Origin of the sequence: Nonomuraea salmonea (genome assembly GCF_042428605.1) — a bacterium.
In the GTDB taxonomy this organism is placed as follows: Bacteria; Actinomycetota; Actinomycetes; order Streptosporangiales; family Streptosporangiaceae; genus Nonomuraea; species Nonomuraea salmonea.
Map to the genome: position 1 here is coordinate 117,461 of NZ_JBHMCF010000025.1, position 26,308 is coordinate 143,768.

At 71.8% G+C, this 26,308-nt stretch carries 27 protein-coding genes; 8 read left to right on the forward strand and 19 right to left on the reverse strand.

What is annotated here, in order from left to right; genetic code table 11:
• Window positions 1-14 precede the first annotated feature (14 nt).
• Window positions 15-440, forward strand: a complete 426-nt coding sequence (gene dtd, locus ACFFR3_RS23250) for a D-aminoacyl-tRNA deacylase (RefSeq protein WP_364377994.1) — start codon at window positions 15-17, stop codon at window positions 438-440.
• Here the strand turns inward: dtd and ygfZ are convergent.
• The 4 genes from ygfZ to ACFFR3_RS23270 form a co-directional block, all read right to left on the reverse strand.
• Window positions 437-1,375, reverse strand: a complete 939-nt coding sequence (ygfZ, locus tag ACFFR3_RS23255; protein WP_364377992.1) for a CAF17-like 4Fe-4S cluster assembly/insertion protein YgfZ — start codon at window positions 1,373-1,375, stop codon at window positions 437-439. The genes dtd and ygfZ overlap by 4 nt on opposite strands.
• A gap of 42 nt (window positions 1,376-1,417) precedes the next feature.
• Entirely contained in the window at window positions 1,418-1,831 is a 414-nt protein-coding gene (locus tag ACFFR3_RS23260; RefSeq protein ID WP_345395277.1) for a Fur family transcriptional regulator, read from the reverse strand.
• 304 nt (window positions 1,832-2,135) lie between these two features.
• Window positions 2,136-2,432, reverse strand: coding sequence for a DUF2470 domain-containing protein (locus ACFFR3_RS23265; RefSeq protein ID WP_345395274.1), 297 nt, complete (start codon window positions 2,430-2,432; stop codon window positions 2,136-2,138).
• Entirely contained in the window at window positions 2,432-2,920 is a 489-nt protein-coding gene (locus ACFFR3_RS23270; RefSeq protein WP_345395271.1) for a heme-binding beta-barrel domain-containing protein, read from the reverse strand. Before ACFFR3_RS23270 ends, ACFFR3_RS23265 begins: the two co-directional genes overlap by 1 nt.
• A 63-nt stretch (window positions 2,921-2,983) precedes the next feature.
• Between ACFFR3_RS23270 and ACFFR3_RS23275 the strand changes: the two genes are divergently transcribed.
• Window positions 2,984-3,346, forward strand: a complete 363-nt coding sequence (locus ACFFR3_RS23275; RefSeq protein WP_364377989.1) for a DsrE family protein — start codon at window positions 2,984-2,986, stop codon at window positions 3,344-3,346.
• A 5-nt stretch (window positions 3,347-3,351) separates the two neighbouring features.
• On the opposite strand, the gene ACFFR3_RS23280 is transcribed toward ACFFR3_RS23275, so the two are convergent.
• The 5 genes from ACFFR3_RS23280 to ACFFR3_RS23300 all read right to left on the reverse strand — a co-directional run bounded on the left by ACFFR3_RS23280 (window position 3,352) and on the right by ACFFR3_RS23300 (window position 11,555).
• Window positions 3,352-4,143 (reverse strand): ArsR/SmtB family transcription factor, encoded by a 792-nt coding sequence (locus ACFFR3_RS23280; RefSeq protein WP_364377987.1) that lies wholly within the window; start codon window positions 4,141-4,143, stop codon window positions 3,352-3,354.
• 331 nt (window positions 4,144-4,474) lie between these two features.
• Entirely contained in the window at window positions 4,475-5,194 is a 720-nt protein-coding gene (locus ACFFR3_RS23285) for a type 1 glutamine amidotransferase (protein ID WP_364377985.1), read from the reverse strand.
• Window positions 5,184-6,413 carry a Mur ligase family protein gene (locus ACFFR3_RS23290; RefSeq protein ID WP_345395268.1) on the reverse strand — a complete coding sequence of 410 codons (1,230 nt, stop codon included), beginning with the start codon at window positions 6,411-6,413 and terminating at the stop codon, window positions 5,184-5,186. Before ACFFR3_RS23290 ends, ACFFR3_RS23285 begins: the two co-directional genes overlap by 11 nt.
• A 118-nt stretch (window positions 6,414-6,531) precedes the next feature.
• The gene (locus ACFFR3_RS23295) at window positions 6,532-9,384 is read right to left on the reverse strand and encodes an ATP-binding protein (protein ID WP_364377983.1); all 2,853 of its coding nucleotides are present in this window, start codon (window positions 9,382-9,384) and stop codon (window positions 6,532-6,534) included.
• Window positions 9,385-9,608: 224 nt separating this feature from the next.
• The gene (locus tag ACFFR3_RS23300; protein ID WP_364377981.1) at window positions 9,609-11,555 is read right to left on the reverse strand and encodes a hypothetical protein; all 1,947 of its coding nucleotides are present in this window, start codon (window positions 11,553-11,555) and stop codon (window positions 9,609-9,611) included.
• Between the two features lie 170 nt (window positions 11,556-11,725).
• On the opposite strand from ACFFR3_RS23300, the gene ACFFR3_RS23305 reads away from it, so the two are divergent.
• Genes ACFFR3_RS23305 through ACFFR3_RS23315 form a run of 3 tightly spaced genes read left to right on the forward strand, consistent with a single transcriptional unit; the run spans window position 11,726 to window position 14,962 of the window.
• Window positions 11,726-12,391 (forward strand): hypothetical protein, encoded by a 666-nt coding sequence (locus tag ACFFR3_RS23305; RefSeq protein ID WP_345395259.1) that lies wholly within the window; start codon window positions 11,726-11,728, stop codon window positions 12,389-12,391.
• Window positions 12,388-13,035, forward strand: a complete 648-nt coding sequence (locus tag ACFFR3_RS23310; RefSeq protein WP_364377979.1) for a hypothetical protein — start codon at window positions 12,388-12,390, stop codon at window positions 13,033-13,035. The genes ACFFR3_RS23305 and ACFFR3_RS23310 overlap by 4 nt, the downstream gene beginning before the upstream one ends.
• A gap of 7 nt (window positions 13,036-13,042) precedes the next feature.
• On the forward strand, window positions 13,043-14,962 hold the full coding sequence (locus ACFFR3_RS23315) for a hypothetical protein (RefSeq protein WP_364377977.1): 1,920 nt from the start codon (window positions 13,043-13,045) through the stop codon (window positions 14,960-14,962).
• 9 nt (window positions 14,963-14,971) lie between these two features.
• On the opposite strand, the gene ACFFR3_RS23320 is transcribed toward ACFFR3_RS23315, so the two are convergent.
• Complete coding sequence (locus ACFFR3_RS23320) at window positions 14,972-16,273, reverse strand: hypothetical protein (RefSeq protein ID WP_345395250.1); 1,302 nt, start codon at window positions 16,271-16,273, stop codon at window positions 14,972-14,974.
• A 160-nt stretch (window positions 16,274-16,433) separates the two neighbouring features.
• Between ACFFR3_RS23320 and ACFFR3_RS23325 the strand changes: the two genes are divergently transcribed.
• On the forward strand, window positions 16,434-16,985 hold the full coding sequence (locus ACFFR3_RS23325; protein WP_345395247.1) for a helix-turn-helix domain-containing protein: 552 nt from the start codon (window positions 16,434-16,436) through the stop codon (window positions 16,983-16,985).
• 52 nt (window positions 16,986-17,037) lie between these two features.
• Here the strand turns inward: ACFFR3_RS23325 and ACFFR3_RS23330 are convergent, their stop codons facing one another.
• From ACFFR3_RS23330 to ACFFR3_RS23370, 9 genes are all read right to left on the reverse strand, one after another.
• A complete protein-coding gene (locus ACFFR3_RS23330) occupies window positions 17,038-17,337 on the reverse strand; it encodes a DUF1416 domain-containing protein (RefSeq protein WP_355417121.1) in 300 nt (99 codons plus the stop codon).
• Window positions 17,337-18,176 (reverse strand): sulfurtransferase, encoded by an 840-nt coding sequence (locus tag ACFFR3_RS23335; RefSeq protein WP_364377972.1) that lies wholly within the window; start codon window positions 18,174-18,176, stop codon window positions 17,337-17,339. Before ACFFR3_RS23335 ends, ACFFR3_RS23330 begins: the two co-directional genes overlap by 1 nt.
• Window positions 18,173-18,553 (reverse strand): DUF4395 family protein, encoded by a 381-nt coding sequence (locus ACFFR3_RS23340; protein ID WP_379483836.1) that lies wholly within the window; start codon window positions 18,551-18,553, stop codon window positions 18,173-18,175. The genes ACFFR3_RS23335 and ACFFR3_RS23340 overlap by 4 nt, the downstream gene beginning before the upstream one ends.
• A gap of 59 nt (window positions 18,554-18,612) precedes the next feature.
• The gene (locus ACFFR3_RS23345) at window positions 18,613-18,783 is read right to left on the reverse strand and encodes a putative leader peptide (protein WP_379483837.1); all 171 of its coding nucleotides are present in this window, start codon (window positions 18,781-18,783) and stop codon (window positions 18,613-18,615) included.
• A 16-nt stretch (window positions 18,784-18,799) separates the two neighbouring features.
• A complete protein-coding gene (locus ACFFR3_RS23350; protein WP_379483863.1) occupies window positions 18,800-19,150 on the reverse strand; it encodes a thioredoxin family protein in 351 nt (116 codons plus the stop codon).
• Window positions 19,151-19,359: 209 nt separating this feature from the next.
• The gene (locus ACFFR3_RS23355) at window positions 19,360-20,301 is read right to left on the reverse strand and encodes an anti-sigma factor family protein (protein WP_379483838.1); all 942 of its coding nucleotides are present in this window, start codon (window positions 20,299-20,301) and stop codon (window positions 19,360-19,362) included.
• Window positions 20,301-20,813: a sigma-70 family RNA polymerase sigma factor gene (locus ACFFR3_RS23360; protein ID WP_355417109.1), complete on the reverse strand. Its 513-nt coding sequence runs from the start codon at window positions 20,811-20,813 to the stop codon at window positions 20,301-20,303. Before ACFFR3_RS23360 ends, ACFFR3_RS23355 begins: the two co-directional genes overlap by 1 nt.
• Before the next feature lie 37 nt (window positions 20,814-20,850).
• Window positions 20,851-21,516: an LmeA family phospholipid-binding protein gene (locus ACFFR3_RS23365; protein ID WP_345395238.1), complete on the reverse strand. Its 666-nt coding sequence runs from the start codon at window positions 21,514-21,516 to the stop codon at window positions 20,851-20,853.
• Window positions 21,517-21,600: 84 nt separating this feature from the next.
• Window positions 21,601-21,852, reverse strand: coding sequence for a MoaD/ThiS family protein (locus tag ACFFR3_RS23370; RefSeq protein ID WP_364377966.1), 252 nt, complete (start codon window positions 21,850-21,852; stop codon window positions 21,601-21,603).
• Between the two features lie 176 nt (window positions 21,853-22,028).
• Between ACFFR3_RS23370 and ACFFR3_RS23375 the strand changes: the two genes are divergently transcribed.
• On the forward strand, window positions 22,029-22,736 hold the full coding sequence (locus tag ACFFR3_RS23375) for a response regulator transcription factor (protein WP_345395235.1): 708 nt from the start codon (window positions 22,029-22,031) through the stop codon (window positions 22,734-22,736).
• Window positions 22,737-22,852: 116 nt separating this feature from the next.
• Entirely contained in the window at window positions 22,853-26,305 is a 3,453-nt protein-coding gene (locus ACFFR3_RS23380) for a tetratricopeptide repeat protein (protein ID WP_345395232.1), read from the forward strand.
• The last annotated feature ends 3 nt before the right edge of the window (window positions 26,306-26,308 follow it).

Sequence of the window (26,308 nt, forward strand, 5' to 3'; positions counted from 1 at the left end):
CAGAATGGGATCCCATGCGAGCAGTCGTACAGAGAGTCAGGTCGGCCTCGGTCGAGGTCGAGGGGCGCACGGTCGGGGCCATCGCGGAGCCCGGCCTGCTGGTCCTCGTGGGGGTCACGCACACCGACACGCGCGCCGAGGCCGCCAAGCTCGCCGCCAAGCTGTGGGGGCTGCGGCTCCTGCACGGCGAGAAGTCCTGCTCCGACGTGTCGGCGCCGCTGCTGGTGATCAGCCAGTTCACGTTGTACGGCGACGCCCGCAAGGGCCGCCGCCCCACCTGGCAGGCCGCGGCCCCAGGCCCGGTGGCCGAGCCGCTGGTGGACGCCGTGGTCGAGGAGCTGCGGGCGCTCGGCGCGCACGTGGAGACGGGGGTGTTCGGGGCCGACATGCAGGTGTCCCTGGTCAACGACGGCCCCATCACGGTCGTCCTCGAGTTTTAGCGGATGCGGCGGCGCAGCGACGGGTCGATGCTGACGTTACGCCCCGCGTCCGGCGGCACGACGACCTCCTGGGCCGCCGCCACCCCGCCGGCCAGCAGCGGCGCGTCGATCGGCACCGTGCGCTTGACCACCGCGAGCGCGATCGGGCCCAGCTCGTGGTGGCGGGCCGCCGAGCCCACCACGCCGACCTCCTGGCTCTCGAAGATCACCGGGGCGCCGTGCGGGGGCAGCGTGTCGACGCTGCCGTCGAGGTGGAGGAAGACCAGGCGGCGCGGCGGGTGGCCGAGGTTGTGCACCCGCGCCACCGTCTCCTGGCCGCGGTAGCAGCCCTTGCTGAGGTGCACGGCCGCGCCGATCCAGCCCACCTCGTGGGGGATCGTCTTGTGGTCGGTCTCGAACCCGAGCCGCGGCCGGTGCGCCTCGATGCGCAGCGCCTCGTACGCCCACAGCCCCGCCAGCGGCCGCCCGAGATGCTCGGCCAGCTCGGACCGCGGCACCAGGAAGTCCTCGGACGCCGTGGAGAGCACCGCGAGGTCGTCGGCCCGCGACACCTCGACCCGCAGCATGAACCGCATGCGGTCGAGGTAGTCGACCAGGCTCTGCCCGGTGCCGGGCTCGACGTGGGCGAGCATGGTCTCGCCGTCGTCGACCAGCGTCAGGTGGTGCTGCACGCGGCCCTGCAGGTCGAGGTCGAGCGTCTGCGTCCACTCACCTGGACGCAGCGTGTCGAGCTTTTGCGAGGTCAGATCGTTGAGCCATTTCAGCCGGTCGGCGCCGGAGATGCGGACGACCTCGCGGTTGCTGCGGTCGACGACCGCCTCTCCCTTCGCCAGCGCGCGCTGCTCGGCGAACAGGTCGCCGTAGTGGGCGGCTACGTCGGAGTCCGGCGCGTCGGCGGCGACTGCGCCGGGGAGATCGAGCAGAGGGCTACGCATGCCTTCCAGGCTATCCGCCCGGCCGGTCGCTTTTTCGCCGGGTCAGCGGCAGTCGCGGCAGCGGCCGAACACGGTCAGATGATGGACGTCGGCCACGAAGCCCATCTCCTGGTCGAGCCCCTTCACCAGGCCCTCGGCCAGCTCGGGACGCACCTCGAACACCTGGTCACAGCCCCTGCACACCAGGTGCACGTGGTCGGCCTCGGCGGCCAGGTGGTAGGTGGGGGCGCCGTGGCCGAGGTGGGTGTGGGTGACCAGGCCCAGCTCCTCCAGCAGCTCCAGCGTGCGGTAGACGGTCGAGATGTTCACGCCGCGCGCCGTCTCGCGCACCTTGACGCAGATCTCCTCCGGCGTGGCGTGCTCAAGCTCCTTGATGGCCTCGAGGACGAGCTGACGCTGCGGGGTGACCCGGTAGCCCTTGGCGCGGAGTTCTTCGTGCCACTGCGTCTCCGTCATGCACCGAGTCTATGCCGCGACGATATTCACTTGCCCGTTTCGCGGCAGACCGCATAGCTTCGTTGGTACGCGGAAAGGAGGTGGTCCGAATAATGGTTAGTCATAGTCGGGCTAGCGAGGTGGTTGTCCGCTGACCTCGCGGACTGTTGTCTCGTGACGTCAGCGAATACGAGGCAACCACCGGGGCCCCTGACAGCCGGAGGGCGGGACGTCTGATCCCGGCCATTGGTCCATCCGGCCCGCCCGCGCAGCGCGGCGGAGTGTTGTCCGGGGCCCTTTTTCATGCCCGCCCTCGGCCGGAGCCTCAGTGCTCCCCGCGGGCGGGCACTCCCAGCTTCTCGCACGCCTGGCGGTAGAGCCGCACGACGGCCTTGCGCGCCTGGGCGCGCTCGGTCAGCGTCTCGCCCCACGGCACCCGCACCCGCTCGCCGCCGTCGATCGTGAACGTGATCGCCTCGGCGTCGACGTCGCTCGTGACCGCGGTGCCCGCGTCGGGCCTGCCGCCCAGCGCGCGCACGATGAGCAGGCCGTCCTCGGCGTGGTCGTCGTTCATGTGCCGCTTGATCGCCTCGACCACGTCAGGGGTGAACGGCGTGCTCATCAGGCGACCTTCTTCAGCTCTGCCGACATGTGGTCGGTGAGCGGGTGGCCCACGGCGGCCATCTCGTAGGCCCACATGAGGTTGCCGTTGACCAGGCCGTAGAGGCGGTGGCCCGCGGTGTACTCCTTCGCCGAGGCGGTGCGGGCGACGACGTCGGTGCGCAGCTCGATCTTGTGGAAGACGACCTCGCCGATGTAGATCTCGACGATGCCCGTCGGGTGGGAGAGCACGACCTCGATCTGCCGCTCGGGCAGCGAACGCCAGTAGCCGGACTCCGTGGCGAGCGGCCTGACGCGGTTGCCCGCGTCGTCGAGCAGCCAGGTGCGGCTCACGTAAGTCAGGAACGGCTTGCCGTTGTGGCCGAACTCGATCTCCTGGCCGAAGTTGAAGCTCTCGATCGTCGGGTAGCCGCCCACGCCGGCGCCTTCCCACCGCCCCAGCAGGAACGCGATCGGCTCCAGGCCGGGGTGCAGCTCAGGTTCTTCCATGGTGTCCAAGACTAGTGGCGGCGACCGGTGGCGGTGGAGCTGCGGGGCGTTAGGGTGGCGGACATGGCACGATCACTGGTGATCAAGGTGACCGCGGGGGCCGACGCCCCCGAGCGCTGCAACCAGGCGTTCACGGTCGCGGCCGCCGCGCTCGCGAGCGGCGTACCCGTCTCCCTGTGGCTGACCGGGGAGTCGTCGTGGTTCGCGCTGCCCGGCCGGGCCAAGGAGTTCAGCCTGCCGCACGCCGCGCCGCTCACCGACCTGCTCGACGCCCTGCTCGCGGCCGGGCGGGTGACGCTCTGCACGCAGTGCGCCGCCCGCAGGAACATCACCGTCGACGACCTCATCGACGGCATCCGCATCGCGGGCGCGCCGGCGTTCGTCGAGGAGGTCACCGCCGAGGGCGTGCAGGCGCTGGTCTACTGAGTCGGCTACTGATCGCTTGACGGCAGGGGCTCGCCGGTCTCCAGCAGGGTCTTGAGGCTGGAGACGATCTCCGGCCAGCCCTGGCCGACGCCTTCCCTGATCGAGCTGCCCGGCTCGAACCCGCCGTGCACGACGGTCAGCCTGACCAGCTCGCCGGCCTGCTCGATCTCGAACGACACCGTCGAGCGCGCCTCCTTGGCCATCTCCTCCCGCCCTTCCGGGCTGAGGCCGACGAGCTCGGCGAACTCGGGCGTGATCGAGTGCCACGTGTACGCCAGCCGCCGGTGCGGCTCCGAGGCCACCACGACCTGCTCGGGGTCGGCCATCCTGACGCCCTTGTACGTCCAGGTGACCGCCGACCCCTCCCGCCAGTCGGACTCCAGCTCGACCCCCCAGTAGCGCCGGGTCCACGCGGGGTCGGTGAGCGCCTGCCAGAGGCGCTCCGGGGTGGTGCGGATGTAGGTCGTGTAGACGACGTCCTGATCCATGGGACGTTCCTCCAAGGCCGTCTTGAGGTCCGCCAGGGCGCCTGCCCGGTGGCGGTCGTACCGGTTGATCCAGCGTTCGGCGATGGCGTTGATCGGTACGGCGTTGAGGAAGTGCAGCTTCTCCCGCCCGCGCCGCACGGTGGTGACCAGGTTGGCCTCCTCCAGCACGGCGAGGTGCTTGCTGACCGACTGCCTGGCCATGTCGAGCCCCGCGCACAGCTCGCGCAGCGTCTGCCCGTCGCGGGCGTTGAGGCTGTCGAGCAGGCGGCGGCGGCTGGGGTCGGCCAGCGCCCTGAACACGTCGTCCATCGTTTCGCCATCCTGACATGCAGCCGTCCGGCTGCCTATCGCCAAAATAGGCAGCCATACGGCTGCCTGTCAACCGGGGAACAACCAACGGCCCGGCTCCCGCAGGCGGGAGCCGGGCCGGAAGGGGTAAGGGGAAGGGAGGGATGCGAGAGAGTGCGAGCACAACCCTTCAGCGGCGCGCCGCGGACGGCGGAGCCGCAGACGGCAGAGCCGCAGACGGCAGAGCCGCAGACGGCAGAGCCGCAGGTCGCGGGGCCGCGGACGGCGCAGCCGCGGACGGCGGAGCTGCAAGCGGCGGGGGCGCGGGCGGGGCTGGGGGTGTCCTGCTGGGTCAGTGTTGCTGCTGGAGGACCGTGGTGAGGCGTTCTTGGCGGAGGGCCTCGTAGCGGGTGTCGTCGAGGGGGGCGAGGTCGCCCACACGCCACGACAGCAGCAGGTCGGCCAGGCCGGGGTTGCGGGCCAGGGCGGGGCCGTGGAGGTAGGTGCCGACGACGTGGCCGGCGTAGCAGCCCTCGAAGCCGTCGCCGTTGCCGGTGCCGACGATCGTCTTCGACAGCGGCTTGACGCCGGGGCCCAGGCGGGTGACGCCCATGTGGTTCTCGAAGCCGGTCAGCGTGGGGATGTTGAGCGCGGCGTCCACCTCGGCCACCAGCTCGCCCACCGCACGCGCGGGACCGCGCGCGCTGGAGATGTCGAGCAGGCCGATGCCGTCGACCGGCTGGCCCTCCTCGCCGCCGAACGTGCTGCCCATGATCTGGTAGCCGGCGCACACCGCGAGCAGCGACGCCCCCCGCGCGACGGCGCGGTGCAGGCCGCCGTCTTTACGCAGGCGCCCTGCGGCCAGGATCTGCGGGCGGTCCTCGCCGCCGCCGATGAGGTAGATGTCGCCGGTCTCGGGCACCGGGTCGGCCGAGCGTACGTGGATCGTCTCCGTCTCGATGCCCCGCCGCTGCGCCCGCTGCTCCAGGACCAGCACGTTGCCCTGGTCGCCGTAGGTGCTCAGCAGGTCGGGATAGATCCAGACGATGCGAAGGGCGCTGTCAGACGGCACGGCCGAACTCCGATCGGATCTGCTGGAAGGCGGTGTAGTTGGCGATCACGTCGACCCGGCCGGGCGGCTGCATCGCCAGGGCCTCGTTGAACGACTCGCACAGCGTGAACGGCACCTCCGCCACGTCGAGCCGCAACGCCAGGTCGAGCCGGCGCTGGCCGGTGACGAACACCGGGCGCCCGCGCAGGATGCGGTAGTCGACGTCCCACAGCCACGAGGTGTCGCGGCCGTCGGGGCCCTGCGCGTTGACCGACAGGATGATCGGCAGCTGCGGGTCGGCGACGTCGAACGCCTCGAGCCAGCCCGCCGGGTTCTTCGCCAGCAGCAGCCTGGCGTGCCGGCCGTCGCGCTCGACCGTGGTGTAGCGGCCCGCGACGGAGGTGACCTCGCGCAGCCGGGGCAGCGCCTGCTCGACCGGCAGTCCGAACGCCTCGGCCACGGCCAGCGCCATCACCGCGTTGGAGCGGTTGGCCTGGCCGGGAAGCTGGATGTCGAGCAGCCACCGCTGGCCGCGCGGGTCGATCGCCGCATCGTCGTCGACCACCCACTGCGGCTCAGGACGGTGGAACGTGCACTCGCGGCACGCCCAGTCGGCGTCCTTGCGGTCGAGCGGGCCGCCGCACTCGGGGCAGCACCACGAGTCCTCTTTCCAGCGCTGGCCGCCGGCCACCCAGGTGACCTTCGCGGCCGTGGAGGCGCCCCAGGTGACGAGCGGGTCGTCGCAGTTGGCGATGACGTGGGTGGGCTTGCCGGACAGCGCCCTGCGCCACTTCTGGGCCAGCAGCCAGATCTCGGCCGCGCGGTCCATCTGGTCGCGGCTGAGGTTCATCAGGCAGACGACGCCCGCGCCCGTCGTGTCGAGGACCTCGGGCAGGTATTTCTCGTCGACCTCCAGCACGCCGTAGGGGGCGCGCTTGTGCTGGGAGAGCGCCGAGACGTGGCCGGCCGGCATGTTGGCGCCGAACGCGTTGGTGGCGACCTCGCCGAGCTCCAGCAGGGCCGAGGTGATCAGCCGGGTCGTGGTGGTCTTGCCGTTGGTCGCACTGACCAGAGCCAGCTTGCGGTCACGGGCCAGCTTGCGGAGGAGGTCGGGCTCAAGGAGCAGACCGACCCGCCCGCCGATCACCGATCCGTCACCGCGCCCTGTCATCCTGGACAGCGTGGCGGCACTGCGTCCCAGGGCGCTGGCGAGCTGGGCCCGCAGAGGAAGCTGGGTCATGTGCATGGATCCTAGTCCGGGTTACCGCCTGGTTCGGAGGGGCGCGCGAAAACCCCGCCCGGTTTGACCGCCCAAGCGAAGGTTCACCCCACCCGATCTCCGCTGTGCCACAAACGTGTCACGGGGAGGGGGTGCTGTAGGCAGGGGTGGCGTTCACCGGAGGGCCCGTCGGCTCTGCGAAGGTGATCTCAGGGGCGCCGCCCTGCTCGAACGGCAGCACGAACCGGCGCGGCCACGACAGCACGCCCTCCAGCCAGCCCGCCCCCATGGTCTGCCCGACGTGCCGGATCCTGGCCGCCGCCTCGACCCCGATGGCCACGGTCAGGATGTCGCGCTGGACGCTCTCGTGCTCGTCGTCGCCGAGGATCACCCGCCAGGCCAGCTCCCTGTTGTGGTCCACCTCCATGGACAGCGGGTGGTGGCGCAGCGCCTTGGCCCGGTGGCCGAGCAGCTCGGTGTGGCCGAGGTCGCCGGTGCCCGCGGACGGGCGGAACAGGGCGTACTCCATGGGCGGCGCGGGGCTGCGCAGGTTCGGGGCGGGGTGGCCGTACGGGAAGAGCCGCTCCACCTCGTGCAGCCAGCGCACCTGCGGGATGACCCACGACGCGCCCGGCCGCTCGCCGCCGCTGTCGAGCCCGCCGAGCAGCCGGCCGGCGGCCTCCGCGGCCTTCTCGGTGAGCAGCGAAGGGTCGAACCACGTGCGCAGCGACCAGGCGCGCCGCTGCACGCAGCGCTCGATGAGGGTGGCGAGCAGGCACTCCCTGCGCCGGGCGGGCAGCTCGCCCCAGGCGGCCGACAGCGCGCGCGGCACGCCGGGCAGCGGCCGGTTGCTGACGAAGGCCAGCACGACCGTGTCGCACCAGATGCGCAGCCAGGCCCACTCCTGCGCCCCGGCGAGCACGTCGGCCTCGCGCAGCTCGACCAGCGTGCACGCCTGCCCGGTACGGCACTGCGCCCCGCACGCGGCCGACCTGCGCCCCCTGATGGGCGGCGGCGGCCCGGGCAGCACCTTCTCCCGCGACTCGCCGAGCGGCACCCGCACGCGCAGCGGCCGGTCCATGCCGTCGGCGAACACCGCCGCCGAGCCGGGCTGCAGGGAGACGACGTGGCGCGACTGCTCGTCGCTGAGGTTCATGGCCGCGCCGACGAGCCGCCTGTCGTCCTCGGCGGGCAGCCGGTGCACGACCTTCAGCGCGGTGTTCTTGACCACGTCGGTGACGAGCTTGGTGGGGATCTGCTCGGCCACCACGATGCCCTCGCCGTACGCCCTGATCTCGGCGAGCATCCCGGCCAGCAGCTCGACGGCGTGGGTGGAGGCCCGGCCGTGGCCGCGGTCGCGCAGCAGCCGGTGCGCCTCCTCGATGACGATGACGTGCCGCAGCCCGGTCGAGCGCTCGCGCCGGGCGCGCATGCGCAGGTGCTCGACGATGCGGATGATCAGCGTGCCCATGAGGAACGCCTTGTCCTCGTCGTTGGCGACGTCCTCGATGGCGAGCACGACGTCGCGTTCGAGCAGGCCGCCGATGTCGGCGGGGTGGCCGCCCTCGAAGAAACGCCCTGCGGAGCCGACGCGCAGGGAGCGCAGCCGCAGCGAGATGAAGCCCTCGACGTCGGCCTGCACCTCGCGGCCGTAGCCGATCTCCTTGATGACGTCCATGGCGTGCTGCTGGAGCTGTTCGAGGGTGGGGATGCTGGGCGGGACGTCGGAGCCCGGCACGGCGCCGCCGGTGACGACGTCCCAGCCGGTGGCCTCGTAGACGCGCTGCAGGGCCAGCGACATGATCTGCGGGAACGGCTCCTCGGCGTCGAACGCGGCCATGAACAGCGCCCTGACCATGTCGATGTGGGCCTGGACGGGGTAGCCGGGCTCGGGTTCGAGCGGGTTGACGCTGAACGGCACGCCGTCGGGGGCCGACGGGTTGATCACGGTGACCGGGTCGGGGACGCGGCCCGCCATGGCGGCGTACTCGGACTTGGCGGGCTCGATCGCGAGCCAGGGGATGCGGGCGCGGCTGAGCTGCTCCAGCAGGTGGCGTACGGTCTGCGACTTGCCCGAGCCGGTCGCGCCGGTGACGAACGCGTGCCGGTTGAGCGTGGCGAGCGGCACACGGAACGAGCCGACGCCCCTGTCCTGCCCGTCGAGGATCTCGCCCAGCAGCAGCTCGCCGCCGTCCACGCCGCCGTCCGACTCGGACGTCACGTCGAAGAAGCCCGACTCCAGCACCCGCACGCCGGGCACCTCACGCCGGGGCAGCCCGGCCAGCGCGGCCAGCGCGCCCGCCGTCGCGGCGAAGGGGGCCGCGGCGCCGTCGGCCGGGTCCTGCATGGTGATGGCGAGCGCCTCGGGCAGCGCGTACGCGGCCCCGTGCGAGCTGCGCAGCCGGTACGGATGATGGCTCATCTCGACCGACCCCACGAGCACGGGAGCGATCTGCCGCAGCTCCTCGGCGGTGGCGCCCCCGGCCAGCACGCGCACGTTCCACAGGCCCGCCTCGCGGAAGGCGTCCAGCTCCTGCATGCGCCGCTCGGCCCGCTCCGCGTCGAAGCGGGAGCGCTCGGAGGCGTCGCCGTACTGGCGCAGCACGTTGAGCTGGGTGCGCAGGTGCGCCACCTCGGCGTCCAGCAGGTCGGTCGGCTCGGCGACCACCAGCCAGGCGAACGGCCGGGACATGAGCGTGACCAGCGTCGACTCGAACAACGTGGGCCGCCTGAGCTCGTCGGGGTCGAACTCGCGCCCCCTGCTGCCCAGCGGCGGCGCCTGGCGTCCAGGACACGGCGTCCACACCAGGTCGGCCAGGTCGGCCAGGTACTCCTCGTCCAGCCGCATCCCGCGCGCTCCCCCTGGGAACAGCAGCGGCTGCGGCCCGCTCGGATGGTCGGGCAGGTCGGTGGACCTGCGCGGCTGGCGCGGCGGCGACAGCGGCCCCGCGTTCGTGATCAGCTCTAGCGGCGCCCCCGATCCACGCGACAACCACCCGATCACGAAAGGCCGGTCACGCTGCGCCGCCGACAACACCGCGGGAAGCACGGTGACGAAATCCCATTCCGCCGACGAGCTTCGCGAGGGTGCTGCGATCGACTGAATTCGATACCAGGGCCCGCTCAACGCGACGCTCGGCTGCATTTCAATCCCCCACAGACGGTTCGTAGTTAAATTCCGCCAACCGTCAGCTCGTCACCTTGACATTGACCATGTCATTGCCTGTCCTTGCGCCAGTCCAGGCGTGGCGGTGGTGGCCCGAGGTTCGGTGGCGGCTCTCCGTCGCCGTCGCCGGCCCTGGGGTCGAGTGCCAGCACCGCCTCGCGGACCTCCTCCAGCTCGCCGAGCGTGGTCTTGGGGAAGGTGAGGATGGCCGGGTTCGCGTCGGCCAGGCGGACCCGGCGCCCCTCGGCGGTGGCGTCCGTGACGATCACGGACGTGGTGGGGAGTTGCTGGAGCTGGTGCGGCTCGACGAGGAACTCGCGCGAGCGCTGCAGCACCCGCTCCTTCTCGGAGATCTTGTCGGCGGTGCGCCCCCACTCGGTGGACTCGGTGATGTCGCCCGCGAGGTCGGGCGCGTGCTCGTCGCGGTCCTCGTGCTCGTCGTCCACCTGGGCGATCGTGGAGGTGTAGCCGCCGTCGAGCCCCGGCAGCGAGTCGCTGATCGTCTCGGTGAGCTGGGCCAGCTCGAGCCGGTGCTCGGTGCCGACGTGCTCGCTGGCCACCCGGGCGTCCTCGGCGTTGCCGAGCCGCATGAACGCCACCGCCGCGTGGCCCCTGCCGAGCCGCTCCCTGACCGTGGGGGTGAGCGAGCGGTAGGTGAGGACGAGTCCCGTACGCGAGGTCTCGCAGGCGTCCATGAGCCGGTCGAGCACGTCGCCCCTGAGCTTGTCGGCGCCCGCCACGATGATCGTGTGGTACCAGGGACGATCGGAGGCGGGCGACTGGCGCAGGATGTGGGTCAGGGCCGTCGCGACGTACGTGCCGAGCACCCGGTTGCCGAACACGCCCGCCTGCCGGTCCATGCTCACCACCCGCAGCCGGGCCGGCGGCAGGCGCACGGCCTGGGTGCCGAGCGACTCCAGCTTGCGCAGCTGCGACTCCAGCGCCCAGGCCCGCTCGATCACCACCCGGTCGCTCACCCCGCGCCCGAACAGCGTGCCGATGCGTTCGAGCTGGGTGGCGGTGATCAGCCCGTACCTCAGGTCGTCGCGCGGGTCGCCCACCTGCGCCAGGGCCCGCAGCGCGGCGGTGACCTGGCTGATCGTGGCGTTCTCGCCGAGCACCTCAAGCACCCGCTCCAGGATCGCGTTGTCGAAGCTCAGGTCGCGGGTGGTGCGGTGCTCCTCGCTGACGCTCACCACATGGGCCAGGACGTCGGCGAACGCCTCAGGCTTGAGCGTGGCTCCGAGGTCGAGCCGCGGCAGGTCGACCGGCAGCACCCACACCAGCGGGTCGTCGCCGCCCTTGCGGGCCAGCTCGATCAGGTCCTTGGCGATCGCGCCCTCCGACAGGTCGAGCACCGTGAGGTGGCCGCCGCTGTAGAGCCGGGTCGCGCCGATCAGCGTCACCAGCGCCGACCAGCCGGGTAAGGTGCCGCCCGCCACGTCGATGCGGTCGATCTCGTCGGGCACCGAGACGGCGTACCAGGTCAGCTGCCTGTCGTGGCGCTCCTTCGACTCCTGCCACTCGCGGTAGCGCTGGGCGTGCTCCTCCTGCGCGCGGAACAGCTCCTTGTCACGTTCCTGACGTCGCCGTTCGTCCTTGGCCTGCTGTTCGAGGACCCGGTACCTGACCGCGCGGTCGCCCTGCAGCAGCGCGTAGCTGCAGATGCCCGCCACGCCGCCGGCCGCGACCAGCCCGAGCAGGGCGAAGGGCCAGGCGAGGTAGCCGGACAGCGCGGCGCCCAGGATGAGCACGGTGAGGACGAGCATGAACAGGCGGACGTGGCGTACCGGCCGGTTGAGCATGTCCTCCAGCTGCCGCTCGCGGCGCAGCAGCTCGGACGCGGCGGGGTCGGGCGGCTCCTGCGCGGCGGCCTCCTCGCCCGGCGAGGGGCGTTTGGGCGGCGGCCCCGGATCGGGATGGAGCAGGATGTACTGCCAGCCCAGGTAGATGCGGTCCGCCTGGAGCTGGGCATGCTCGGGATGCACGTCCGCCACGTGACCCTCCGGCCGCCGATATGTCATTAGGTGTAGGGCTCAGCCCATTCCCGCTCCGTGACAGCGTATGAGCTAGAACCACCGTAGCGGCAGGGTTCTCGGCAATTTGACCAGTCCGATGGGAGCATTGCGGCAGATGAGACGAACGTGAGCTATTACCATCCTTACCCATGACGGAACCCTCCGGCGACCGCACTGACAAGCCCAGACGCCCGGTAGTGGTGCCCGCCATCGCCCTGACGGCTCTGACCGTCATCGGCATCACCGCCCTGCTGGGCGGCCTCGGCGAGGCTCCCGAGGAGGTCGAGCCGCTGAGCCCGGGCGCCGTGCTCGACCAGGGCCTGTACGACACCAAGTTCGTCGAGTCACGCTTCAGGGTCGAGCGGGCCCAGAACACGTGGGACGAGGACAAGCGCTTCCTCGAGCTCGTCTTCGACGTCACCAACAAGGGCGACGAGACCCTCCCCGTGGGCACGCCGCCCGCCAAGCCCGAGCAGGCGTTCACGTCCACGACCTTCGCCGGGTCGCTCGTGAAGATCACGCCGACGATCAAGGAGGAGTGGGGGCCGGCCGTGTTCGCGCTCAGCAAGGGCGGCGAGACCCGGCAGCTGCACCCCGGCGTGACCAGCGAGGTCGTCGTCAGGTACCGGCTGCAGGACGGCGTGCAGGTGCCCGACAAGGTCACCCTCGACGTGGCCTCCTTCGAGGAGCGCGAGAGCTTCAACAACGCCCGGCTCGAGTGGACCATGGTCACCGAGGAGGCCGGCGAGCGGTCCCTGCGGCCCGTCGTCAAGGCCCGCGTGACCCTGCCGGTGAAGAAGGGCGGCACGGCATGACCCTCACGGACCAACGCTCGGAGGCCGTCCCCGGCCCCCAGTCCAGGCGGGGCGGCCGGCGTCGTGGCCGCGGCTCCGGGATCGCCGGCGTGGCCGCCGGGCTCGTGATGCTGCTCGCCGCCGTCGGGCTGCAGACCAAGGCGCTCGGAGGCACCGTCAGCGACCCGCTCAGCTACACGGGCGGCAAGGGCGAGGTCGTGGACGCCCAGCGGTTCTCCGTACGGCTCGACTCGTTCACCACCGCCAGGAAGATCCAGCTCTCCGACACCGAGACCATCGAGACGGGGAACGTCTTCCTCATCGTCCGGGCGTCGGCCAGGTCCAGCATGAAGCCGTACCACCTGGGGCAGCCCGACCTGCTCACCCCCGACGGCGTGCGGTTCGCCGCCACCGACCGGGTGGACAGCCAGAAGACGCTGGCCAACGTGTGGGTGCAGCCGGACATCTGGGTCAGCGGGCCGTTCTTCTTCGAAGTCCCCGCCGGTGCGCTGCCGGGGGCGCGCGTGGTGTTCAAGCTGCCGCCGCAGGCGGGGGCCCAGGAGCCGTACCGGCCTGAGGTCGAGATCGATCTCGGCCTGGACGAGGCGGCGGCGCGCAAGCTCGCCGACTCGCCGCAGGACGTCTACTCGATCGTTGAGAAGTGAGCTCAGGATGAGCACGAACGACTGGTTCTCGCCCCGCAGAGACCCCAAGCCCGACCCCGACACAGAACCCACCGCAACCCCCGACAAAGGCCCCACCGTCGGCCCCACCGTCGGGCGCACCCCCGGGCCCACCGTCGGGCCCACCGCAAGACACGCCGCAGAACCCGCCGTCGGGCCCGGGTCCGACGTCCCGCCGCGGTCGGCCCACGAGCAGGCCCCTGGCAAGGGCCTTCCGCCGGGGCCCGGCATGCGGGGCGGGCTCCCCGGCCGCGCGTCCGGTCAGGGCGCCCCGTCCGCCTATGACTGGTCCCCGTCCGAACACGACTGGACCCCCGGGAACGCGCCCGCCCCTCAGCCCCGCCGCCGCCACGCCGCCCCTGACCCCTCTGCGCCCCACGGCCACCCGGCCGAACCCGCCGGCTGGGCTCCCAGAGGCGCCTACGACCCCGCACAAGCGCCCGCGCCAGCCCCCCGTGCCCCGCAGCCAAGCGGCCCCTCCTACGGCTCAGACCAAGCCTGGAGCGCCGCACACCCCGACGCCCCTCAGCAAGCCTGGGCCGGCCCACCGACCGACACCCCTCCCCACGCCCCTCACCAGGGCCGGGCCGACACCCCCGCCTACGCCCCTGAGCAGGGCTGGGGCGGCACTCCGGCCGGAGCGCCCAGGCATGCCCAGGCGCCGGCGGGTGATCCCGTGTTCGGGCCCGGCAGCGCGCCGGCGGTGCCGGGTGATGGCGGGGGCGGGCAGCGCGGCGGCAGGCACTCCGGTGGGCCCGCTTACGGCGAGCAAGGCCCTGAGGCGGCGTTCGGACAGAGCGACGGGCGCGGCTTCGGCCAAGGGCCCGGCGACCAGCGTGGCCCTGATCAGGGGTCCGGTGACCAGTGGAGTCCCGGTCAAGGGCCCGGCGACCAGCGGGGGCCCGGTCAAGGGCCCGGCGACCAGCGGGGGCCCGGCCAGGGGCCCGGTGACCGGCGGGGGGCCGGTCAAGGGTCCGGGCGGGGGCGGCGGTTCGGGCCGGGGGGCGGGCCGCAGGTCGGTGATGTGCGGGGGCGGCGGGCCACCAGTGATCAGCAGGTGTGGCCGCCCGCTCCTCGCGAGCCGGTCAGCGGTGCGACGCAACCCATTCCCGCCGTCAGGACGGCCGGGCCGCCGCCGCAGTACCGGCCGGGCGCCCCGGCTCAACCGCCCATCGCCCCACCCATTGCCCCGCCCATCGCGGCGGGAGCGCCGGGTCTCGCGGCCGGAGAGGGGCAGTCCTTCGCGCAGGGCGCCCCGGCCCCAGGCGCCGAGCCGTTCCCCGGCCCCGAAGCGAGCGGGCAGGGGCCCGCGGAAAGCACCGGGGCCCAAGGCGGGGGCAGGTCGAAGCGGCGTACGGCGCTGGTGGCCGCGGCGGCCGTGCTGGCGTGCCTGCTGACGACCGCCGCACAGACCTACGACGGCCACGTCTTCTACGAGAAGACCACCGAGAAGGAGACGAAGGAGATCGTCGTCGCGGCGGGCCAGGCGGGCAAGGTGAACGGCGTCGAGTGGAAGGCCGCCCTGTCCCGCACCGACGCGCCCCCGGGCAGCGCGCACGGCCCCGAGGTGACCTGGCTCAAGGTGGACATCTCCAGGAAGGTCGTCGACAAGGGCAGCGCCACGATGGTGGCGGAGCCCACCGACGTCCAGGTGCAGGACCGCGCGGGACGGATCTGGACGGCGCCCATCGAGGCGGTGGGCGACCGGCCGACGGACCGGCTCGTGGTGGGCAGGGAGTACAGGATCCAGGGGCTGGCGATCGTGCCGACGCCGGTGGCGAACGAGGTGGAGCTGTCGTTCCGGCCCAGCAACTACCGTTCCGACACCCCGACCGATGAGCTGTTCACCCGCGAGGGCGCGGAGAAGCTGGTGCCGGACGTGGAGGTGCTGCGGTTCAGGCGCCGCTGAGCCGGCCGGTCACCCGTCCTCGAGCGGGCGGCCGGCCAGGCGGGCGCGGGTGGCCGCGAGATCGTACGTGGCCGCCAGCAGCGCCATGCTGAGCACGGTCACCACCATGTCCCGGACGAACGACACGGGCACCGCCTGGTAGACGCCGACCCACTCGTCCCGGACGCCGATGAGCATCATGACGCCGCGCTGCGCGTACTGGCCGCCTATCTCGAGGGCGGCGTAGCACAGGCACATCATGCCGAACAGCGGCATCCCGCCGTTGAAGATCATCCGCAGCGAGTTGGCGAGCGGCACCCAGCGGTCCCTGAACCCGCCGGTGAGCTGGTCGAACGACTTCTGCGTGATGTCGTGGCTGCTCTCCAGCCGGTCGATGCCGCGCTCCAGGCGGGTGCCCCTGAGCAGGGTGCGGGCCTCGTCGGAGAACGCGCCGAAGACCAGCATGGCCACGGTGAGCCAGGCGAGCGGCACGGCCACGCCGTCGAGGAACAGCGGCCACACCTCGCCCCACCAGCTCGTGACGGTGTCCCAGAGCGGCACGTTCTCCTTGGCCTGGGTGAGCAGTTCCTCGGTGCCGGCGATGGCCTTGCGGTGCTGCACCCACTCCGAGCGGGCGTCGCTGAAGGCGACGGTGGCGTTCAGGCCGTAGAAGACGAAGGCGAACTCGGAGAAGGCGGCGAGGAAGCCGAAGAACCTGCCCTTGTTCTGCTCGACGAACTTGGAGAACAGCCACTTGAGCCCGAAGGTGACGGCCATGGCGCCGAGCGAGACCCGCCAGTCCAGGTCGACCAGGCCGCGGCCGACGTCGCTCTGCTCACCGAAGAAGGACGCGTCCTGCTGGTCGTAGAGGTGGTGGAAGATGTCCATCTGGAAGACGTCCCTGGCGTCCTCCTTCTGGAAGCCCCAGGCCAGATAGAGCACCGCGAACGCGGGCGCGATCCGGTCGAGGGTGCGGAAGAACTTCTCCTCCCTGACGCCGTCCCCGGCTCGTGCGCGCACCTCCCACAGCGCGCCGCGCAGGCTGTGCAGCATGCCGGCGGTGACGGTCATCGCAGCGAGCACGATGAGCGTCAGCAGGGTCATGACGGCGACGAGGCGGACCTGCCGGTAGTCCCCGTACGCGACCTCGGATGCGGCGTAGAGCAGCACGAAGCGGACGAGCTGGCCCGCGGCGTACCAGAGGATCAGCGGCGCGGCGCACTTGCCCGCCAGGCGGAGGGCGTGCAGGGGCAGTGAGTACGGCGACGGCATCTGCTGAGCCGGCGGGGGCCCTGGTTGCGGCGGCGCCGTCACACCTGTCGAACCGGACATCTGTGGAATCGTAGCGTTCTGTCCCATGTGACGCAGCCGCAACCCTTGAAGACGCTGCGCGATCAAGAGCCAGGTGAGCGGCGCCTTACCCCGGCGGTGACAAAGGTTTCCCCTCGGCGAACGGGGTCACGACCCGCCTCCCGTGCGGCACCATTGCGGTATGAAACCGCAACCCGCGATCGACACCGATCCCCGCGTGGTGGGCGATCGATTGCGGCGGCTGCGACAGGCGCGCGGCGTCTCGCTCTCCGAGCTGGCCAAGCGGGCGGGCATCGGCAAGGCCACGCTGTCGGGCGTGGAGACCGGCACCCGCAACCCCACGCTCGAAACCCTGTGGGCGATCACCGCGCAGCTGGGCGTGCCCATCGGGGCCATCCTCGACGCGCCGCCGGAGCCGCAGGTCATGCGGGGCACGGCCATCGAGGCCGAGCTGCTCGAGGTCTTCGAGGACGACCGGGTCACGTACGAGCTCTACCGCGTACGCGTCCCGCCCGGCCTCACCCAGACCTCACCCGCCCATCACGAGGGGGTGAGCGAGCACGTCACGGTCTTCACCGGCACCCTGAGCGCCGGCCCCGTCGACGCGCCGCTCACGGCCGGCCCGGGCGACCACATCTCGTGGCGGTCCGACGTGCCGCACGGCTACCGCGCGCACGGTCCCGACGTCGTACGCGCCACGCTCCTCATGCGTTACCCCACCCCACCAGCGTGAGACACGCGAAGGGCCCGCGTCCGTCAGCCGGACGCGGGCCCTTCGTCATGGGTCAGACGGCCACCGCGAGCTGGGCGACCTCACCCAGCTTGGCCTGGACCTGGACGTCACGGGTGACGCCGCCGCCCGCGATGATGCGGACGGTCCAGTCGCCAGGGGCGGCGAAGAAACGGAAGACACCGTCGTCGGAGACCACGACCTCGCCGGTGAACTCACCCGAGTGGTCGAGCAGCCGCGCGTAGGCGGTGCCGGCGCCGGTCACGACGCCCTGGATGACGGCCTGGTTGGACAGATCGATGCCGGCGGGCAGCGCCACGGTCTGCTCCGGCGCCCCGCACCCTTGTGCACTCATCAGCGGGCCTCCCCCAGCTCGATCGGCACGCCCACGAGCGAGCCGTATTCGGTCCACGAACCGTCGTAGTTCTTCACGTTGGACTGCTCCAGGATCTCGTGGAGCACGAACCAGGTGTGCGCCGACCGCTCGCCGATGCGGCAGTAGGCGATGGTGTCCTTGCCGAAGTCGACCCCGGCCTCCTGGTAGAGGGCGCGCAGGTCGTCGTCGGACTTGAAGGTGCCGTCGTCGTTGGCCGCCTTGGACCACGGGATGTTGCGGGCCGTCGGCACGTGGCCGCCGCGCTGCGCCTGCTCCTGCGGCAGGTGGGCGGGGGCCAGCAGCTTGCCGGTGAACTCGTCGGGCGAGCGCACGTCGACCAGGTTGAGCTTGCCGATCGCCGACACCACGTCGTCGCGGAAGGCGCGGATCGCGGTGTCCTGGTCCTTGGCGACGTACTGCGTCTTGGGCCGCTGGGGCACGTCGCGCACCAGCTCGCGGGAGTCGAGCTCCCACTTCTTGCGGCCGCCGTCGAGCAGCTTGACGTTCGCGTGGCCGTAGAGCTTGAAGTACCAGTAGGCGTAGGCGGCGAACCAGTTGTTGTTGCCGCCGTAGAGCACGACGGTGTCGTCGTTGGAAATGCCACGGTCGGACAGCAGGGCCTCGAAACCGGTCTTGTCGACGAAGTCGCGTCGCACCGGGTCCTGCAGGTCCTGACGCCAGTCGACCTTCACGGCGCCACGGATGTGGCCCTTGTCGTAGGCGCTGACGTCCTCGTCGACCTCGACGAGGACGACTCCGGGCGTGTCGAGGTTGGCCTCGACCCAGTCGGCGTCCACCAGGGCGGCGGAGCGGCTCATTGGGATACCTCCATGTTGGCGGCGGGCAGTAGTCGGCGAATGAGCAGGTACATCGCGCAGCCAAGGCAGAATCCGCAGGCTGCGATGAGGAAGGCGGCGAGGGTGGCCGCGGCCGAGGCCGAAAGGGCCTGCGGCGTGATTACGGCGGCGAATCCGGCCGGCCCCACGACCGCGAGGACCGGCCGGACGAGTCCGGGGTCCTTCCCGGCGCCGGGCGCCGGGCGGAGCATCATTTGCGGTGAGCGACGGAACGCACCCAGTGCGCGACTCAGCGCCCTGACGGCGAGCAGCCGGAGGCTCTCGGAGATCAGGGCGGAGGCGAGGATCTGGGTGATGACGGCCGCGCCGAAGCGCAGCATTCTAGGATCGGCACGCATCGCAGGATGCTCCTGAAGGGTCGATTTGAGGCGGATGGCGAATCCGCGCGAGATCGTCCTCAGGCAGCGCGACAGAGCGCGGTGGCGACGCGGCAGAAATCAACCGCGCGCCGCTTCGTCAGCAGCTCTGTCGATGGGTTCATGAACATGACAGTACTCGGCGTCTCGTCATCTGTCACATCTCGTCCGGTTGGTGAGACGACATGTGAGACGCATCGCCTCTCACACATCCGGTCACACTTCCGGTCACACTTTCGGTACGGCCAGCGCCAGCGCCGCCAGCACCTCGGTCTTTCTGGGCAGCCCAGAAGCCCTCTTCACCACCGTCCCCGCCGGATCGAGCACCAGCACGGTCGGCGTGCCGGTGATCCCCAGCCTGCGGACGAGCTCCAGCCGCGACTCGGCGTCCACCTCGACGTGCCGCACCCCCGGAACCAGCGCGCTCACATCGGCCAGAATCCTGCGGGTCGCCCGGCACGGCTGACAGAACGCCGTCGAGAACTGCACGAGCGTCGCCCGCTCCCCCAGCCCTTCCCCGAGCTCCTCCGCGGAAAGACGCTCGGGGGCAGCCTCATGTGCGCGATCGTCCCGACGCAGGTGACTCACCCCGATCAACAAGCCGAGCGCCGCCGCCGACGCCCTCCGGTCATCCCCCGGTGCAACCTCCCACCCCCGCGTTTCCTTCCCACCGTCGGTGGCTGGAGGTGGGGGAAGGGGTGTCGGCGGGGCGAGCCCCGCCGGAAGGCACGCTCAGCCGCGAGGCCCGCGCGGCTGAGCGAGAAACGCGGGCGGGCCGAGGCCGCGGGTCACTTGCCGGCGGGGATTTTGATCAGGGGGTTGCCTGAGTCGTCCACCACTTCGAAGTGGGTGATCTCCGACAGCGCCAGTGAGGTGCGGCGGGAGAAGACCGTTCTTTCGCGGTAGGTGTCGGGGGCGATCTGCCAGGTCTGCGTAGTTTCGCGGCGGCCGTCGGCGGCGACCACGACCAGGCCGCACGTGGTGCCGACGGGGATGCCCGTGACGCGGACGCCCAATTCGGTGCCGGTTTCGGCGGGAAGGGCCTGGACTGTGGCGCGGTAGCCGTCCGCGCGGTTCTCGCCGGTGAACTCGCGTCCTTCCTGAGCCTTGCGGGGCGCGGGAGAAGCGCGGAGTTCCGCGTCGGACGGGGCCGGGGTCTTCAGAGCCCGGCTGGGGCTCGGGGTGGCGGCCGCGCCGTACGGCTGCTCGGTGGGGGCCTGCTTGGCGGCGTCGGACTGGTCGGACTGGTCAGACTGGTCGGGCTGGTCGGAGCGGCGGGGCTCGACCATGGGACGGTCGCCGGCGCTCTCCTCCGACGCGCCCTGGTCGGCCAGGACCCGCGGGCCCGACTCCTGGGACCGCGCGGCCGCGGGCGCCTGGGCGGTCGTCGCCTCGTGGCTCGACGTGACCTGGATGGACGTCCAGACCGTGCCGCCCACCACCAGCACCGCCGCGCACGCCGCGACCGCGGTCAGGATCCGGCCGCGTCGCGACCGTCTGGCGCGGTCGTTGAGCAGCCGGTCGAGCACCTGCCGCGGCGGGCTGGTCACCACCTCGACGTCGCGCTCGGACACCTTCCCGAGGAACGACGTGAGGCCGGCCAGCTCCTCCAGCTCGGCGCCGCACGCCTCGCAGGTGGCCAGGTGGTGGTTGATCTCCAGTGCTTCTTCCGGGTCGAGTGCGCCCAGGGCGTGCGCGCCGAGCGCGATCCGGACCTCCTCACACGTCATCACGGCGCCAGCCCCCGTTCTTCGAGCGCCAGCTTCAGGGCGCGCAACGCGTAGTACGTACGGGACTTGACCGTTCCCGGCGGTATGCCCAGCGTCGCCGACGCCTCCTTCACCGATCGCCCCCGGTAGTAGACCTCCAGCAGCACGTCGCGGTGCTCGGGCCGCAGCGCGGCGAGCGCCTCGGCCACCGCCCACGACTCGACCGCGCGCTCGAGCTCGTCGTCGGCCGGCAGGACCGCCAGCGCCTCGTCGCCGGTCTCCGGCGGCCTGGCCTTCCTGGCGCGATGCTGGTCCACGACGAGATTACGGGCCACTGTGAACAACCACGCGCGGATCGGCCGTCCGGACATGGCCTCGGGATGCCGCCAGGCCCGCAACAGGGTCTCCTGGACGACGTCCTCGGCCCGGCCCGAGTCGCCGGTCATGCGAAGCACGTAACCGTAGAGTGGCCCAGCGTGCTCGTCGAAGAGGGTCCTCACGAGTTCCTCGTCGGCGGTGTCCGCTGCTGTCACGTCCTCATCACGTACGCGGCGACGCGTCGGTTCACGCTCATCCACGGATCGGCACGTCAGACGCTTCTGCCGAGAACTCCAGCCCGCCCGGCACGCTCCTGACCCCGGTCACCTTCACGTCGAAGGGCAGCTCGCCCTTGAACGGGATGGTGTAGGAGACCAGCCTGGCGACCTGGTCGGGCACGCCCTCGATCTTCTCTGCCTGGACCCTGATGCCGCCGTCGATGAGCTCGACCCGCATCTCGGCGTCGAACTTCACCTTCTGGGCGCCCACCGTCACCTCGCCCGACGCGGTGAGCCTGTCGCCGTTGCCGCCGATCTTGACTCCCTGGGGCGCGTATTTGTCGATGGTGGCCCTGCTGAGCGTGCCGGTGACGGTGACGCGGCGGGCCCTGACGTCGGGGCGGTTCTGCAGGATGCCGTCGAGCGGCGCGGTCACGTCGTGGGCGGCGCCGTGCAGGTTGCGCACGGGCACGCCGCCGTAGGTGAACGTGCCGAGGTCGAACCGCACCTCCGGGTAGTGGCCGGAGATGGCCTGGGTCAGAAAGGGGATGCCCGTAATGGTGACGGTCGGGGTGCCGGACAGGTCGGCGGAGGCGGCGATGCGATTGGCGAGATCGCGCTCGACGCCCGCGACGGCGACCCGGTCGGCGGCGACAAGGAGAATGACGAGCACGATCAGCGAAACGATCAGCTTGCGCATGGGGCTCCCTGTCTTGGGCGGGGGTCAAGAGCCTATCGATCCGGCATGACTCATTCCCCCGGAAAGCGGTTGCTCACCAGCGGATCAGCCGCCGGCGAAGGGCGGCAGCACCTCGACGACCGAGCCGTCGGCGAGCACGACCTGATCGTGCGCGCGCTTTCCCACAGGTGAGCCGTCCACCAGGAACGAGCAGCGCAGGACCACCCTGGCCAGTTCGTCACGATCTCGTGTGATTTTGGTCATGAGTTCACCAAGAGTGACCGCGTCGAACGACTCTTCCGCGACTCCGGCGGCATCCTTCGCCGCCGCCCAATAACGTATTTTTCCTGTGGCCATGCCTGCCTCACAATCGTTTCAGCTCTATTGTGCGTTCTCCTTAACGAGCTTGTTTCAGGAGACGCGCTGTTCACCTGCTGGACGCGCAATGGACGCGACTAACTCGTGGGATATCCTCACTCACATGGACTCGGGCGACGTAGCCCCCGGGTCCTTGCGTGTTTGAGGAGGCCGTAATGAGCAACCTGCTGCTGCTGACCAACGCCCTCGAGCCGTCCTCCGAGGTGCTGCCTGCGCTGGGGTTGCTGCTCCACTCGGTCCGGGTCTCGCCCGCGGAGGCGTCCGCGCTCATCGACACCCCGCCCGCCGACGCGGTCCTCGTCGACGCGCGCAAGGAGCTCGTGCAGGCCAAGAGCCTGTGCCGGCTCATCAGGACCACCGGCATCGACTGCCCGCTCCTCGTCATCGTCACCGAGGGCGGGCTCGCCGCCATGACCGCCGAGTGGGGCGTCGACGACGTCCTGCTCGACAGCGCGGGCCCGGCCGAGGTGGAGGCGCGGCTGCGCATGGCCACCGGCCGCATCTCGCAGGCGGCGGCCGAGGAGGTGCCCGACGAGATCCGCAGCGGTGACCTGTCGATCGACGAGGCGACCTACACCGCGCGGCTGCGCGGGCGCGTGCTCGACCTCACGTTCAAGGAGTTCGAGCTGCTCAAATACCTCGCCCAGCACCCCGGCAGGGTCTTCACCAGGGCCCAGCTGCTGCAGGAGGTCTGGGGCTACGACTACTTCGGCGGCACCAGGACGGTCGACGTGCACGTCCGGCGGCTGCGCGCCAAGCTCGGCACCGAGTACGAGTCGCTGATCGGAACGGTCCGCAACGTCGGCTACCGCTTCGTCCCCGACCGCGCCGACACCGACAAGGCCGACACCGCGAGCGTCTGATCCCCGATTGACAGCGGCAGCCCGCTGTCGTCAACTGATGTGACAGGTCGTCGCACAGGCCGTTGATGCCTGTCATGTCAGGGACACCGCCGTCCCACCCGGGGGTGGTGTGCACGGTGGGTCTGTTCGAAGCGCTGGTCGACGAGGGCGCCCGCCCGCACGTGTTCCACCGTAACGAGACGATGTGCTCGCCGTTGCGGCCGGCCCACAGCGTTTATCTGATCGACTACGGCTACGCCCGCGAGTACACCCCGGCCGGCGACCGCGAAGCCGTCCACGACCTGCGGGGCGACGGCGACATCGTCGGCGAGCTGGCCTTCTGGAGCCCCGCCGACCGCGTCAAGGTCGACGCGCTCACCGAGGTCCGCGCCTGGCCCATCGACCTGCGGCGGCTGCGCGAGCAGGCCGCGGCGGCGCCGGCCGTGGCGACCGCGCTGGTGCAGGAGCTGTTCGCGCGCAACCTCGCCGCCCGCAGGCACGAGGCGCTGGCCCGCGCGCCGGTCGCGGCCCGGCTGGCCGTCTGGCTGCTGCATCTCGACGAGCGCTACGGGCTGGCCTCTGAGTCGGCGCCGCCGCTGTCCATGGAGACGCTGGCCGACCTCGTGGGCAGCTCGCCCGACGTGGTCCAGCGCCAGCTCACCCAGTGGACACAGCGGGGCTGGCTGGTCAGGCCGGGCTACCGGCGGCTGCGCATCGCCGACCCGGTCGCGCTGCGAGCCGCCGCGGGGAGCTGGGAGCACCTGTCGGCACCCTGGAAGGGACGGGTGACGCCGTTCCTGACCCGGCCGGGCGGGCCCGCTCCGAACAGCGCGGTGCCCGTACGCGAGATGCCCAAGCCGCGCCAGCTGCCCGCCGACGTCTCCGACTTCACCGGCCGGCAGCAGAGCCTCGACCTGCTGACCGACTGGCTCGACCGGCCGCGGCGCACCAACACCATGGTCGTGCAGGGCCTGCCCGGCGTCGGCAAGACCGCGCTGGTCACCCGCTGGGCGCACCAGCACGCCGACCGGTTCCCCGACGGGCAGATCGTCATCGACCTGCGCGGGCAGTCGCCCAGCCAGCCGCCGATGACGGTGGCGGAGGCGCTCGGGCAGATCCTGCGCTCGCTCGGCGTCGGCGAGCACATGCCGGCCTCGGACGAGGCCGAGCTGATGCTGCTCTACCGCAGCAGGATCGCCGGGCGGCGGCTGCTGCTCGTCCTCGACAACGCCGCGGACGCCACCCAGGTACGCGCCCTGCTGCCCGGCGGCAAGGACTGCGTGGCGCTGGTGACCAGCAGGACGCGGATGGGCCCGCTGCGCGCCACCGGGCACGCCGACCTCATGGACCTGGGCGTGCTCGACCCGGGCAACGCGGTGGCGCTGCTCATCGCGGTGCTGGGCAAGGACTCGCCCAGGGCGGCCGACAGGGACGCGCTGGCCGAGCTGGCGCGGGTGTGCTCGTACCATCCGTTCGCGCTGCGGATCTCGGCCGCCAAGCTCGCCGAGGACCCCGGGCTCAGCGTGCAGGGGCGGGTGGGCGAGCTGCGCAAGCCCGATCGGCTGCTGGTGGGCGACCCGGAGGAGGCGTTCAGGTCGGCGCTCGACCTCGCGTACGAGTCGCTGAGCCCGGCGCAGCGGCGGGCGTTCCGTCACGTGGGGCTGCTGCCAGGACGGGACTTCACGCCCGAGGTGCTGGCGGCGGCGCTCGGCGCGCCGGTCGAGGACGCGGTGGCCGCGCTGGCGGGGCTGCACAGGGCGTACCTGGTCGAGCCGCTGCCGGGGTCGCGTTACCGGGTGCACGACCTGGTCAAGCGGCTGGCCAGGGAGCTGGGCAGGCACGCGGAGGCCGGCGTGCGCGAGGCCAGGGCGCGGCTGCTCGACCACTACCTGGCGGTGGCCGCCGACCCGGCGACGCCCGGCGAGTGGTTCGAGGCGGAGCGGCGCTCGCTGGTCTCGGCCGTGCGGATGGCCGGGGAGAGCGGCGCGCACGGCATGGCGTGGCGGCTGGCGGCGGCGGTGTTCGAGCCGTTCAGGCGGCTGCGCTACTACGAGAACGACCTGGAGGTGCAGCAGGGCGGGCTGGCCTCGGCCATGCAGGTGAGCAACCGCAGGGCCATCGCGCTCATGCGCGGCAACCTGGGCTCGATCCACCGCGACATCGGGCCGTCCACGCTGGCGGCCAGGTTCATCGGGGAGGCGCTGGCCGACCACGTCTCGCTGGGCGACCGCGAGGGCCAGGCGCGGGCGCTCAACGACCTGGCCGAGGTGCACGGCATCGCCGGCAACAGCGAGCAGGCGCTGCGCCACGCCACCGAGGCGCTCGCCCTGTACGAGGAGATCGGCGACCAGGCAGGCGTGGCGAGCTGCCTGCACACGCTCTCCCGGCTGCACCTGTCGCAGGAGCGCCACGAGCCGGCCTTGCGGTACGCCGGCCAGGCACTCGACGTACGCGAGCAGCTCGGCGACCGGCGCGGCACCGCCCAGAGCCTGATCATCCTGGCGACCGTGCAGCGCAACCTGGGCGAGCCGAACGCCGCGCTGTCGGAGGGCCTGGAGGCGCTGTCGATCTGCCACGAGCTGGGCGACGAGCACGCCGAGGCGGAGACGCTGCTCTGCCTGGCCGAGATCTACGACCTGCTGCGGCTGCCGCACGACGCGCGACGCGACGCGGAACGGGCACTCGCGGGCTACACGGCGACCGGCGACCAGTACGGCTGCGGCCGGGCCCTGTGCGCGCTCGGCCGCATCGCCCGCAACGGCTCCCGCTACGACGAGGCGCTGTCCTGCTACGAGCAGGCCCTGGCCGTCCAGGTGGAGCTGCACCACGAGCAGGGCAGGGCGGAGACGCTCGGCGACATCGGGCTCGTCTACTGGCGGCTGGCCGACTACCGGCGCGCCGACGACTATCTCAACCAGGCCCTCGCCATCAGCCGGGTGATCAACGACGAGCCGGTCGAGGCGCGCATGCTCAACCGGCTGGCGCGGGTGCGGCGGCGGCAGGGCAGGCCGCAGGTGGCGTTCACGTACGCGCTGGAGGCCCTGGACATCGTGCAGGGCAAGGGCATCAGGCGGGCCGAGGCGGACGTGCAGGAGACGCTCGCGTACACGTACCTGTCGCTGGGGCAGCACCGGCCCGCGCTGCGCGCCGCCAAGGCGGCGCTGGCGATCAGGGAGGAGCTGCGCGACAACCGGGCGAGCGCGCTGCTGTCGGTGGCGCAGGCGCTGCACGCGGCAGGGCGGCCCGCGGCGGCGCTGGAGCCGGCGAGGGAGACGGTCGAGCTGCAGCACGAGAGCGGTACGCGCGACCGCTGGGCGGCGGCGCTGACCACGCTCGCCATGATCCTGCTCGACCTCGACAGGGCCGAGGAGGCGCTGCCGTACGCCCGGCAGGCCAGGGACGTGCACCAGGAGTGCGGGACGCGGCGCGACCTCGGCTGCGCCTCGCGGGCGCTCGGCCTCGTCTCGGCCCGGTTGGGGCGGCAGGAGGCGGCGGTCGCGCATCTGCGGGAGGCCGTGCGGACGCTCGAAGAGGTGGGCGATCTGGTGGAGGCGCGGCGGGCCGCGGAGGAACTCCGGGTTTTCGCGTGAAAC

Excerpts from the sequence above, each read along its gene's own strand:
- ygfZ (WP_364377992.1), bottom strand. The coding sequence starts at position 1,375 with ATGCGTAGCCCTCTGCTCGATCTCCCCGGCGCAGTCGCCGCCGACGCG.
- ACFFR3_RS23310 (WP_364377979.1), top strand. The coding sequence starts at position 12,388 with ATGACCCTCACGGACCAACGCTCGGAGGCCGTCCCCGGCCCCCAGTCC.
- ACFFR3_RS23375 (WP_345395235.1), top strand. The coding sequence starts at position 22,029 with ATGAGCAACCTGCTGCTGCTGACCAACGCCCTCGAGCCGTCCTCCGAG.
- ACFFR3_RS23325 (WP_345395247.1), top strand. The coding sequence starts at position 16,434 with ATGAAACCGCAACCCGCGATCGACACCGATCCCCGCGTGGTGGGCGAT.
- ACFFR3_RS23260 (WP_345395277.1), bottom strand. The coding sequence starts at position 1,831 with ATGACGGAGACGCAGTGGCACGAAGAACTCCGCGCCAAGGGCTACCGG.
- dtd (WP_364377994.1), top strand. The coding sequence starts at position 15 with ATGCGAGCAGTCGTACAGAGAGTCAGGTCGGCCTCGGTCGAGGTCGAG.
- ACFFR3_RS23330 (WP_355417121.1), bottom strand. The coding sequence starts at position 17,337 with ATGAGTGCACAAGGGTGCGGGGCGCCGGAGCAGACCGTGGCGCTGCCC.
- ACFFR3_RS23365 (WP_345395238.1), bottom strand. The coding sequence starts at position 21,516 with ATGCGCAAGCTGATCGTTTCGCTGATCGTGCTCGTCATTCTCCTTGTC.
- ACFFR3_RS23355 (WP_379483838.1), bottom strand. The coding sequence starts at position 20,301 with ATGACGTGTGAGGAGGTCCGGATCGCGCTCGGCGCGCACGCCCTGGGC.
- ACFFR3_RS23335 (WP_364377972.1), bottom strand. The coding sequence starts at position 18,176 with ATGAGCCGCTCCGCCGCCCTGGTGGACGCCGACTGGGTCGAGGCCAAC.
- ACFFR3_RS23315 (WP_364377977.1), top strand. The coding sequence starts at position 13,043 with ATGAGCACGAACGACTGGTTCTCGCCCCGCAGAGACCCCAAGCCCGAC.
- ACFFR3_RS23275 (WP_364377989.1), top strand. The coding sequence starts at position 2,984 with ATGGCACGATCACTGGTGATCAAGGTGACCGCGGGGGCCGACGCCCCC.
- ACFFR3_RS23265 (WP_345395274.1), bottom strand. The coding sequence starts at position 2,432 with ATGAGCACGCCGTTCACCCCTGACGTGGTCGAGGCGATCAAGCGGCAC.
- ACFFR3_RS23305 (WP_345395259.1), top strand. The coding sequence starts at position 11,726 with ATGACGGAACCCTCCGGCGACCGCACTGACAAGCCCAGACGCCCGGTA.
- ACFFR3_RS23290 (WP_345395268.1), bottom strand. The coding sequence starts at position 6,413 with ATGACCCAGCTTCCTCTGCGGGCCCAGCTCGCCAGCGCCCTGGGACGC.
- ACFFR3_RS23270 (WP_345395271.1), bottom strand. The coding sequence starts at position 2,920 with ATGGAAGAACCTGAGCTGCACCCCGGCCTGGAGCCGATCGCGTTCCTG.
- ACFFR3_RS23370 (WP_364377966.1), bottom strand. The coding sequence starts at position 21,852 with ATGGCCACAGGAAAAATACGTTATTGGGCGGCGGCGAAGGATGCCGCC.
- ACFFR3_RS23320 (WP_345395250.1), bottom strand. The coding sequence starts at position 16,273 with ATGTCCGGTTCGACAGGTGTGACGGCGCCGCCGCAACCAGGGCCCCCG.
- ACFFR3_RS23345 (WP_379483837.1), bottom strand. The coding sequence starts at position 18,783 with ATGTGTGAGAGGCGATGCGTCTCACATGTCGTCTCACCAACCGGACGA.
- ACFFR3_RS23340 (WP_379483836.1), bottom strand. The coding sequence starts at position 18,553 with ATGCGTGCCGATCCTAGAATGCTGCGCTTCGGCGCGGCCGTCATCACC.
- ACFFR3_RS23280 (WP_364377987.1), bottom strand. The coding sequence starts at position 4,143 with ATGGACGACGTGTTCAGGGCGCTGGCCGACCCCAGCCGCCGCCGCCTG.